The following is a 10,066-nucleotide window of genomic DNA, read 5'->3' as shown; positions in this document are numbered from 1 at the left end:
GCCCGGGGGACTTCACGCCGCCGGGGGCGGCCCCGGGGGGCCCGCCGGCCCCCCCGCCGGGCCCTTCCCCGACTGCTGATCGTCCGTCGGCCGTCCGCCGGTCGTCGCCTACAGCGCGCCGAAGCCCACCTTGCGCGGGGCCGGCTCGCCGATCTCGACGTACGCGAGGCGGTCGGCCGGCACCAGGACCTTGCGGCCGTGCTCGTCCACGAGGCTCAGCAGCTGCGACTTCCCGGCCAGCGCCTCGGCCACCACGCGCTCGACCTCCTCGGGGCTCTGACCGCTCTCCAGAACGATCTCGCGGGGCGCGTGCTGCACGCCGATCTTGACCTCCACGGCTATGTCCCTCCGACGGTCAGTGAAGTGCGCGACCTTCCGCGCCGTACCAGCACACATTAGCCCGGTGAGGGGACGTACACGCTTCGCCGGGCCACGCCAGGAGCGAACAGCCGGCGGGAACAAGGGGCCGCCGGTGTCCGCGCGCGGTCAGTGCTGCTGGTCGTTGCCGTGCAGCGGGAATCCGGCGATGCCCCGCCAGGCGAGCGAGGTCAGCAACTGCACCGCCTGGTCGCGCGGCACGCTGCGGTCGCTGTGCAGCCAGGACCGGGCCACCACCTGGGCGAGCCCGCCCAAGCCCGAGGCGAGCAGCATCGACTCCGCCCGCGAGAGCCCGGTGTCCTCGGCGATGACGTCGCAGATGGCCTCCGCGCAGTCGTTGGTGACCTTGTCGACGCGCTCGCGCACGGCGGGCTCGTTCGTCAGGTCCGACTCGAAGACCAGGCGGAAGGCACCGCCGTCGTCCTCGACGTACGCGAAATAGGCGTCCATGGTCGCCCGGACGCGCTGCTTGTTGTCGGTCGTCGACGCGAGCGCGTGGCGCACCGACTGGATCAGTGACTCGCAGTGCTGGTCCAGCAGGGCGAGGTAGAGATCGAGCTTGCCCGGGAAGTGCTGGTACAGCACCGGCTTGCTGACGCCGGCGCGTTCGGCGATGTCGTCCATCGCGGCCGCGTGATAGCCCTGCGCGACGAAGACTTCCTGGGCGGCGCCCAGCAGCTGGTTCCGTCGGGCCCGGCGCGGCAGGCGTGTCCCCCTCGGGCGTACCGCCTCTGTCTGCTCGATGGCTGTCACGCCGCCTCCCATTGTCGTCCACATGCGGTGTGAGCCGCGCCGCCATCGTACTTTTCGGTAACCGTGGTGCGCGCGGTGAGAGCGCAGGATTTCACGGACCGGACAGCAGCGAAAGCCATACGGACGGTTTCAAAAGGTGTCAGAGCGGGCAAAATACGGCCTCTTTCCTGCTTGATGAGGCCCTCCTCGGCGGTCTCCTCACCGGTAGTCGTCCTCGTCGAGGGAGACGACCCTGGCCTGTTCCACCAGATCCGCCTCGCTGGCGCGATCGGGGTCGACGCCGGTCAGCGGGTCGTCACGGTCCGGCCTGACGTCCGCCTTCTGCTCGGCCGCGTCGACCTCGGGCGCCTCCACGTCGAACTCCTGGCCCTCGCGGACGTCCTCGTCCTCCTCGAACGTCTCGGGGTCGGTCGGATCTACGGCCATGCTGGGCTCCCTTCCTACGAACGTCCCTGGGAAATGCAGGGGCCACATGCGGGTGCCCTCTGTACGAGCCTAGGAGACACCCGATTCGGACGCTATGCGATCCGCGACCGGAGCGTGACGCGATGCGCATGCGGCTCTGTGACGCCGAACACGTGAACCGCTACGTGATCGTCTCGTAACATTGCCGCATGTCTTCGACCGACCTGCCGTCCGTGCCGCCCGCAAGCGTGCTTCCCGAGGTGGCCGCCGTCAGGGTCGCGGAGGGCGAGCGGCTCAGATCGGTGGAGCTTCCCGGGATCACGCTGTCGATCCGGTCGAGACCGCCCGCGCGCGCGGGACTGCCGCCCGCCCTCTACGTCCACGGACTGGGCGGTTCCTCGCTGAACTGGTCGGCGCTGATGCCCCTGTTGGAGGACGTCGTCGACAGCGAGGCGGTGGACCTGCCGGGCTTCGGTGACTCCCCGCCCCCGGACGACGGCAACTACTCCATCACCGCGCACGCACGCGCGGTGATCCGCTATCTCGACGCCACCGGACGCGGCCCGGTGCACCTCTTCGGCAACTCGCTCGGCGGCGCGGTCGTGACACGCGTCGCCGCCGTGCGTCCGGACCTCGTCCGCACGCTCACGCTCGTCTCACCGGCCCTGCCGGAGCTGCGTGTGCAGCGCACCGCCGTCCCGACGGGACTGCTGGCGGTGCCCGGGATCGCATCGCTGTTCACCCGGATCACCCGTGAGTGGACGGCGGAACAGCGGGTCCGCGGCGTGATGGCGCTCTGCTACGGGGATCCCGCGCGGGTGACGCCGGACGGGTTCCGCAACGCCGTGCAGGAGATGGAGCGGCGGATGCGGCTGCCGTACTTCTGGGACGCGACGGCACGCTCCGCGCGGGGCCTCGTCAACGCGTACACGCTGGGTGGCCAGCACGGACTGTGGCGCCAGGCCGAGCGGGTGCTCGCGCCGACCCTGCTCGTCTACGGCGGCCGGGACCAGCTCGTCGGCTTCCGCATGGCCCAGCGGGCGGCCCGCGCGTTCCGGAACTCGAGGCTGGTGACGATCCCGGACGCGGGGCACGTGGCGATGATGGAGTACCCCGAGACCGTGGCCCTCGCCTTCCGTGAACTCCTCGCGGTCACCACGCATTCGGGGGATGAGGGGGATACTGGGGAGCCGGGCGCGAAGGGCGCCCCCGGTCCGGCCGCCGACACCGGTACGGACGAGGCCGTCGACGGCGGGGCCACCGCCGAGAGCGTGAGGGGCTGAGGCGCGACGTGGGACGCCACAGCCGCCGTGGACCCGCCCCGAAGGGCGACACCGCGGACACAACCGCAGTACGGGGCGGTCGCCGGGAGGCCCCTCCGGGGCAGGCACCTCCAGGGCCGGGCGGCATGCCTCCCGGTGCGCCCGCGGTGCAGGGACCGGGACGGCAGCCGGGGCGGCCCCCGGGCGGGGCTCACGGGGCCCAGGGGTACGCGGCGGCCCCGTACGGCACGCCGCAGGGGGCCCCGGCCCAGGGAACTCCGGCACATGGAACACCGGGATACGGCACGCCGGGCGGCGGAGTGCCACGCCTCCCGGACGGCTGGCTTCCGGACGGGACGCCCGCGCACGGCGTCCCGCGTCTGCCGGACGGCACTCCCGCCCACGGCGTCCCCCAAGCCCGCGAGGGCCATCCCGAGCAGCGGGAACCCGGCGGTGGCTGGGGAGAACCGACGGGCCGGGCGGCGGCCGGGACCGGACGCGGCGTACCGGCCGGGGCCGGCGTGTCCCTGCCGCGACAGCGGCAGGCGCCCCCCGGGGGACCGCGGCAGGACTACCTCGACGCCTTCGACGAGGACGACGACCTCTTCACGCCGCGCCGGTCCGCCCCCGCACCGCGCCCGCCCGCCTCCGCGCACCCCACGGACCCGTACGCCGCCGCCACCGACTGGACCACTGCTCCGGTCGCCGCCCTCCCCTCCGACCTCCACGACGACGCGCCGCCCACCGGTGAGCCCGCGCAGACCAGGGGCGGCAAGGGCAAGGGGCGGGCGTTCACCGGGATCGCGGCCGCCGCCGTCACCACGGTGCTGGCCGTGGTCGTGGCCGGCCAGGTCGCCGGCGAACGCGACGGCGCCGGCGTACAGGCGCAGTCCGCCCCCGACCGGGCGCGTGACGTCCGGGACTCCGCCTCGCGCGGGGACGACCGGGAGACGCCCGGCGGGGTGTCCGGCGCCGAGCCGCTGACGTACGAGCAGAAGATGGACCGGAAGTACCCGCTCAGCGCCACGCTCGTGGGCCCGGGGAAGTTCGACGCGATCCCCGGCATCGACAAGGCACCGGGCAAGGGGCAGAAGATCACCTACCGGGTGGACGTGGAGCAGGGCCTCGGCCTCGACGGCGAACTCTTCGCCGAGGCCGTGCAGAAGACGCTCAACGACAACCGCAGCTGGGCGCACAACGGCGCCCGCGCCTTCGAACGCATCCACTCCGGCCGGCCCGACTTCGTGATCACCCTCGCCAGCCCCGGCACCACCGCCGAATGGTGCGCCAAGTCCGGCCTGGACACCACCGTGGACAACGTCTCCTGCGACTCGGCGGCCACCGAACGCGTGATGATCAACGCGTACCGGTGGGCGCAGGGGGCGGACACGTACGGCGACGAGATCCACGCCTACCGCCAGATGCTGATCAATCACGAGATCGGCCACCGCCTGGGCTACGGCCACGTCACCTGCGACAAGAACGGCGATCTCGCCCCGGTCATGCAGCAGCAGACCAAGTTCGTGGACCGCGACGGCATCGACTGCCGGCCGAACCCGTGGCCCTACCCGAAGGGCTGATCTCCTAGCGCGGCGGAACGCGCCCCGCGCGGGAAAGTTACGCCCGTTCACCCCTTTTGGTGGTGCGATGGACAACCGTCCATCGCACCACGGCCTTGTCCGCATACGTTCGTCCCGCTGCGAGCCGCCGGGCCAACGGCGGCTCCCCATACGGGAGAACGGGGGTGCACACGTGCGCATCGGACTGCTTACGGAGGATGGTTACCCGTATGTGAGCGGTGGCGCCGGGCTCTGGTGCGACCGCCTCGTGCGCGGACTCGACCGACACGAGTTCGACGTCTACGCGTTCAGCCGCAGCGAAGCCCAGGAGGACGCGGGCTGGGTCCCGCTGCCGCCGCAGGTCGGCAGGGTGCGCACCGCGCCGCTGTGGACGGCCGAGGACGACGGGGTGGTGTACGGCCGCCGCGCGCGCCGGCGCTTCACGGAGCACTACGGAGAACTGGCCGCCGTGCTCTGCACCGCGGCGGACCCCGCCGCACCCGGAACCGTACGTGCCGCCGCCCCCGGCGCCCACCGTGAACCGGCCGGGACGGCCCGCCCGGCTTCCGAGGCGGACCGTTTCGCCACCGCTCTGAACGGCCTCGCCGAACTCGCCCGCGACGAGGGCGGCCTGGTGGCCGCGCTCCGCTCCGAGACCGCCGTACGCGCCCTGGAACGCGCCTGTCGTGCGCCCCGCGCCCTGAGCACCGCGCGTGAGGCCCGCGTACCGGATCTGCTGGCCGTCGCCGCGCACCTGGAGCAGGCTCTGCGCCCCCTCTCGCTCGACTGGTACGAGGAGGACGGGCTCGGCGCGGTCGACCTGTGCCACGCCACGGCCGGCGGCGCGGCCGCCCTGCCGGGCCTGCTCGCCCACCACTTCTTCGGCATCCCGCTGCTGGTGACCGAGTACGGCGTACGACTGCGGACGCACTACCTGACCCGCCCGGACTCCTCACCCGCGGTCCGCTCCCTGCTCGCCGCCTTCCACGGCAGGCTCGCCGCCGAGACCTACCGCCGGGCCGCGTTCATCACACCGGGCAACGCCCACGCCCGCCGCTGGCAGGAACGCTGCGGCGCCGACCGGGCCAAGCTCCGCACGGTCCACCCCGGCATGGACGCCGCGCCCTTCGGCGAGGTCGGTGAGTCCCCGGAGAGCGCGGACCCGCACACCCTCGTCTGGGTCGGCCGCGTGGAGCCCGCCAAGGACCTGGTCTCGCTGCTGCACGCCTTCGCGGAGATCCGCAAGGAGGAGCCCAGGACCCGCCTGCGGATCGTGGGCGGCCCGTCCGGCGCGGAGGGCGCCGACTACCTCGGCCACTGCAAGGCGCTGGCCGCGCAGCTCTTCCCGGACGAGGCCGAGGGCCCGCACTCCGTCGGTGACAACCCGGTGTCCTTCGAGGAGATCGGCGGTCCGGACCTGCCCACCGCCGCCGACGCGTACGCCGCGGGCGCCGTGGTCGTTCTGTCCAGTGTCGTCGAGGGTTTCCCGGCCGGGCTGGTCGAGGCGATGCTCTGCGGGCGCGCGACGGTCTCCACGGACGTCGGCGCCGTCGTGGAGGCCATCGGCGGAACGGGGCTCGTCGTCCCGCCGCGCAACCCGCGGGCGCTCGCCGAGGCGTGCGTGTCCCTGCTGCGCGATCCCGCGCGTCGTGAGCGTCTGGGAGCCGCCGCGCGCGCCCGCGCACTCGAACTGTTCACCGTCGAGCAGAACGTCGCGGCGTTCCACAGCCTGTACCTGGAGACCGTCGCGCGCACTCCGGTCCGCCGCCTCCTGCTGAACGACGACGGCGACCCCCTGCCCTTCGCCACCCCCGCCGAGGCCCACGTCCCCGGCCACTGGACCGACCGCGCCCCGCGCGCCGTCCCCGCATGGGCGACGGACGCACCCGTACGCGCCACCACGCCGGCACCCGCGACGGAGGCAGCCCGATGACCGACCTCGGCGCACTGCACCGAGAGACAGCGGGACGCGGCGGCCCGCGGCTCCCCGGGCCGGACGTCCGGGCCACCGCCCCGGAGGGCGAGCCCGCCCCCACCCCCCGCCGAGGCACGGCCGACCCGGTCAAGGCGCTGCTGCACCGCCACCGCGAGCTGTGCGAACGGGCCGTGGACCCCTTGGAGATCGCGGCCGGCCTGGAGGCCCACGGCATCACCGACCGGACCGCCGCGCGCTTCCGCCACCGGGACGTCTTCTCCCTCGCGGAGGAGCTGTACGCCCGCGTCCCGCGCGACGGCGGCACCCAGCCCTCCGCAGCCACGGCCCTCCCCAGGGTGCGCGCCGACTGGATCGTCTTCACCCTGCTCCCCGGAGCGCTGTGCGTCGCATCGCTGATCGCCCTGCGCCTCACCCACGGCCAGACCCGCCTCCTCGCGGCGGCCACCGGTGTCCTCGCCGTCGCCCTCGCCCTGCGCGCGGCACTGCGCCGAGGCCCACTGAGCACCGGTGACCCCACCTCGGCCGCCTCGCGCCGCTCCACCACGGCGTCCTGGACCTGCTGGCTCACCGGCTACGCCCTCCTGGGCGACGGCCTGCTCGGCACCGCGATCACCGGCGGCCCCGACGGCCTGCCCACCGGTACCGCGGAGGGGGACTGGCCGCTCACCACCGCCCCGGTCCTGGCCCTCACCCTGTCCTGCGCACCCGCGGCCTGGACCGCCCACCTCTTCTCCGCCCGCGCCCGCCGCAGGCTCGTCTCGAGCCGGGGCCTGGAGGACTTCGCCGCATCCGTCCGGCCGGTGCTGTTCGGCGCGTTCGCCCTGTTCCTGTGCGCCCTGGGAGCCCTGGGGGCCCTTTCGGCCGCCCTCCTCGACGAACCATCCGCCCACCCCCAGACCCTCACCCTGGGTGCCCTCCTCTTCCTGGCCCGCCTCCTCACGGTTCACGGCTTCACCCACGCCCCGAAGGTGGTCCTCGCGGCCACGGTCACCGCACAGGCAGCGGCCCTGGCCACGGTCTTCGCGGCCCGCCTCCCCGGCTGCGCCCCGCTGGCCGCGCCGGTGGACGCGCTGGCCACCGCCTGGGGCCCCGCCGCCCTCCCCACCCTCATCTGCGGGGCAGCGGCCCTGACCCTGCTGATCCACGCATCCCGCAAGCTCGCCCGGGCCTCGGCCCACACCCACCCGGAGCAACCACGGTGACCGGCCGAGCATCCTCCGCGGCCCGCGCGAGCCGGGCAGGAGGCAGTCGGCACCCGCGCACGGAGCGAAGGCGAGCCGAACGGCGGGTGCCGTCCGGCAGCCCCGGCCCGGCCCCGACGGCAGTCCCGACCCGGTTCCGATCCCCCAACGAAGCCACAGGCACCAAGCGCGCCCCCGCCGGGGCCGCACATGCGCCGCAGGCACAAGACGCGCGCCCCGCGCGCCCGCACCCGAAGGAGAACCCCGCATGATCACCCGCCCAGCAGCTCCGGACGCCGAAGGAGGCGCCCGATGAGGGTCCTGCTGATCGGATCCAACGGTTACCTCGGCCGCTTCGTCGCCGACCGCCTGCTCGCCGACCCGGCCGTCCAGCTCACCGCCCTCGGCCGCGGCGACGACGCCGACGTCCGCTTCGACCTCGCCACCGGCAGCCCCGGCGCCCTCACCCGCTTCCTCGACGCCGTCCACCCCGGCGTAGTGGTCAACTGCGCCGGCGCCACCCGGGGCGGTGCCCGCGAACTCACCCGGCACAACACCGTCGCCGTCGCCACCGTCTGCGAGGCCCTGCGCCGCAGCGGCTGCGGCGCACGTCTCGTGCAGATCGGCTGCAGCTCGGAGTACGGCCCCAGCCAGCCCGGTTCCTCCACGGCGGAGGACGCCGTCCCCCGCCCCGGCGGCCCGTACGGCGTCAGCAAGCTCGCCGCCACCGAGCTGGTCCTCGGGTCCGGCCTGGACGCCGTCGTCCTGCGGGTCTTCTCACCCGTCGGCCCCGGCACCCCCGCCGGCTCCCCGCTCGGCCGCCTCGCCGAGGCCATGCGCCGCGCCATGCAGACCGGCGACGGCGAGCTGAGGCTCGGCGGGCTCGGTGCCCAGCGGGACTTCGTCGACGTCCGCGACGTGGCCCGCGCCGTCCACGCCGCCTCGCTCTCCGCCGCGCAGGGCGTCATCAACATCGGCTCGGGCCGTGCCGTCCGCCTGCGCGACGCCGCCGCGGTCCTCGCCCGCGTGGCCGGATACGGCGGCGCCCTCACCGAACTGGACGGCCCTCCCGGTGCCCACGGGGTGCACGCGTCGTCATCGACCCTCCACGCCACCCATCTCAGGACCACCATCGGCCACCCCCGCGCCGAATCCGACCACCACGCGCCTCCGGTCGCGTTCCCGTACCCGGACGGCTGCGGCAGCTGGCAGCAGGCCGACGTGCGCACCGCACGCGACCGGCTCGGCTGGCGTCCCCGGATCAACCTCGAGGAGTCCCTGGCCGACATCTGGATGGAGGCCGCATGCCGTATTTGACCAGCGTCAAACAGGGCACCGCGGACACCGGCGTCCGAACCGGCTTCGGTGTCCCGGGCTTCGCGCACCCCCTCGTCGCCCCGGCCGAGTGGAGGGAGCTCACCCGCCCGGGCACCCCCCTGCACTGGGCCGTCCTGAACGTGGCCGACGGCCCCGGCGCCCAACCCGATCCGCACTGCCTGGAGGCGGCCGGCCGCCTGCGCAACGCCGGTGTCCGCCTCCTCGGCCACCTCGACACCGCGTACGGCCTGCGCACCTTCGGCGAGGTGGTCTCGGACGCCCACCGGTTCCTCGACTGGTACCGGGTCGACGGCTTCCTCCTGGACCGCTGCCCCGCCGACCGCGCCGGACTCCCCGAGGTCCGGCGCACCGTCACCACGCTCCGGGCGATCCGTGACGGCGCCCACATCGTCCTCGGCCACGGCACCCACCCGTACCCCGGATACGCCGACCACGCCGACCAGCTGGTCACCTTCTCCGGCGCCTGGAACGACTACCGCTGGTCGCAGGTGGCGGAGTGGACCGCCGACCACCCGCCCGAACGCTTCTGCCACTTCGTGCACGGAGTGCCCGGACCGCACCTCGAGGAGGCCCTGCGCATCGCCCGCTGGCAGGGCGCCGCGACGATCTACTTCACCGACCACACGGGCCGCGGCGGCCGCACCGATCCCTGGGAGCCGCTGCCCGGCTACTGGGACGACATCGTCTCGCGCATCGGGACGGGTGTCTCGGAATGAAAAAGGCCATGGCAGTGTTGAGCCGAGAACAACCGTAGTGATTGACCGACCAACGGAGTCCCCGTGTCGTTGCCACCCCTGGTCGAGCCGGCTCCCGAGCTCACCGTAGACGAGGTCCGCAGGTACTCCCGCCACCTGATCATCCCCGATGTGGGGATGGACGGGCAGAAGCGGCTGAAGAACGCCAAGGTGCTCTTTGTGGGCGCCGGTGGCCTGGGTTCGCCGGGGCTGATGTACATGGCCGCGGCGGGCGTGGGCACGCTCGGCATCGTGGAGTTCGACGAGGTCGACGAGTCGAACCTGCAGCGTCAGGTCATCCACAGCCAGTCCGACATCGGCCGTCCCAAGGCCGAGTCCGCCCGCGACACCGTCAAGGGCATCAACCCGTACGTGAACGTGGTCCTTCACGAGGAGCGGCTCGAGGCCGACAACGTGATGGACATCTTCAGCCAGTACGACCTGATCGTCGACGGCACGGACAACTTCGCGACCCGCTACCTGGTCAACGACGCCTGCGTGCTGCTGAACAAGCCGTACG

General features: G+C 73.7%; 10 protein-coding genes. 7 read left to right on the top strand and 3 right to left on the bottom strand.

Features of this window, described 5'->3' with window-relative positions; all coding sequences use genetic code 11:
* Positions 1-108: 108 nt before the first annotated feature.
* The 3 genes from RIM90_RS27850 to RIM90_RS27840 form a co-directional block, all read right to left on the bottom strand.
* On the bottom strand, positions 109-336 hold the full coding sequence (locus RIM90_RS27850; RefSeq protein WP_030232462.1) for a DUF3107 domain-containing protein: 228 nt from the start codon (positions 334-336) through the stop codon (positions 109-111).
* Positions 337-486: 150 nt separating this feature from the next.
* Complete coding sequence (locus tag RIM90_RS27845) at positions 487-1,131, bottom strand: TetR/AcrR family transcriptional regulator (RefSeq protein WP_309063515.1); 645 nt, start codon at positions 1,129-1,131, stop codon at positions 487-489.
* 198 nt (positions 1,132-1,329) lie between these two features.
* Entirely contained in the window at positions 1,330-1,557 is a 228-nt protein-coding gene (locus RIM90_RS27840; protein WP_309063514.1) for a hypothetical protein, read from the bottom strand.
* 188 nt (positions 1,558-1,745) lie between these two features.
* On the opposite strand from RIM90_RS27840, the gene RIM90_RS27835 reads away from it, so the two are divergent.
* The 7 genes from RIM90_RS27835 to RIM90_RS27805 form a co-directional block, all read left to right on the top strand.
* Entirely contained in the window at positions 1,746-2,819 is a 1,074-nt protein-coding gene (locus tag RIM90_RS27835) for an alpha/beta hydrolase (RefSeq protein ID WP_309063513.1), read from the top strand.
* An 8-nt stretch (positions 2,820-2,827) separates the two neighbouring features.
* Entirely contained in the window at positions 2,828-4,378 is a 1,551-nt protein-coding gene (locus RIM90_RS27830) for a DUF3152 domain-containing protein (protein ID WP_309063512.1), read from the top strand.
* A gap of 172 nt (positions 4,379-4,550) precedes the next feature.
* On the top strand, positions 4,551-6,290 hold the full coding sequence (locus tag RIM90_RS27825) for a DUF3492 domain-containing protein (RefSeq protein ID WP_309063511.1): 1,740 nt from the start codon (positions 4,551-4,553) through the stop codon (positions 6,288-6,290).
* Positions 6,287-7,495 (top strand): hypothetical protein, encoded by a 1,209-nt coding sequence (locus RIM90_RS27820; RefSeq protein ID WP_309063510.1) that lies wholly within the window; start codon positions 6,287-6,289, stop codon positions 7,493-7,495. Before RIM90_RS27825 ends, RIM90_RS27820 begins: the two co-directional genes overlap by 4 nt.
* Before the next feature lie 291 nt (positions 7,496-7,786).
* Positions 7,787-8,791, top strand: coding sequence for an NAD-dependent epimerase/dehydratase family protein (locus RIM90_RS27815; RefSeq protein ID WP_309063509.1), 1,005 nt, complete (start codon positions 7,787-7,789; stop codon positions 8,789-8,791).
* Entirely contained in the window at positions 8,779-9,528 is a 750-nt protein-coding gene (locus RIM90_RS27810) for a spherulation-specific family 4 protein (protein WP_309063508.1), read from the top strand. Before RIM90_RS27815 ends, RIM90_RS27810 begins: the two co-directional genes overlap by 13 nt.
* 63 nt (positions 9,529-9,591) lie before the next feature.
* The coding region (locus tag RIM90_RS27805; RefSeq protein WP_309063507.1) for a ThiF family adenylyltransferase at positions 9,592-10,066 on the top strand (475 nt) is incomplete at its 3' end.

The sequence above is a fragment of the Streptomyces sp. genome (assembly GCF_031181555.1).
Classification (GTDB): domain Bacteria; phylum Actinomycetota; class Actinomycetes; order Streptomycetales; family Streptomycetaceae; genus Streptomyces; species Streptomyces fimbriatus.
Note: the sequence above shows the minus strand (reverse complement) of the source record. Positions and strands in the feature narration are given on the sequence as shown.

Bases quoted from the DNA above. Each gene is read 5' to 3' on its own strand.
- RIM90_RS27840 (WP_309063514.1), bottom strand. From the start codon at position 1,557: ATGGCCGTAGATCCGACCGACCCCGAGACGTTCGAGGAGGACGAGGAC.
- RIM90_RS27835 (WP_309063513.1), top strand. From the start codon at position 1,746: ATGTCTTCGACCGACCTGCCGTCCGTGCCGCCCGCAAGCGTGCTTCCC.
- RIM90_RS27820 (WP_309063510.1), top strand. From the start codon at position 6,287: ATGACCGACCTCGGCGCACTGCACCGAGAGACAGCGGGACGCGGCGGC.
- RIM90_RS27815 (WP_309063509.1), top strand. From the start codon at position 7,787: ATGAGGGTCCTGCTGATCGGATCCAACGGTTACCTCGGCCGCTTCGTC.
- RIM90_RS27810 (WP_309063508.1), top strand. From the start codon at position 8,779: ATGCCGTATTTGACCAGCGTCAAACAGGGCACCGCGGACACCGGCGTC.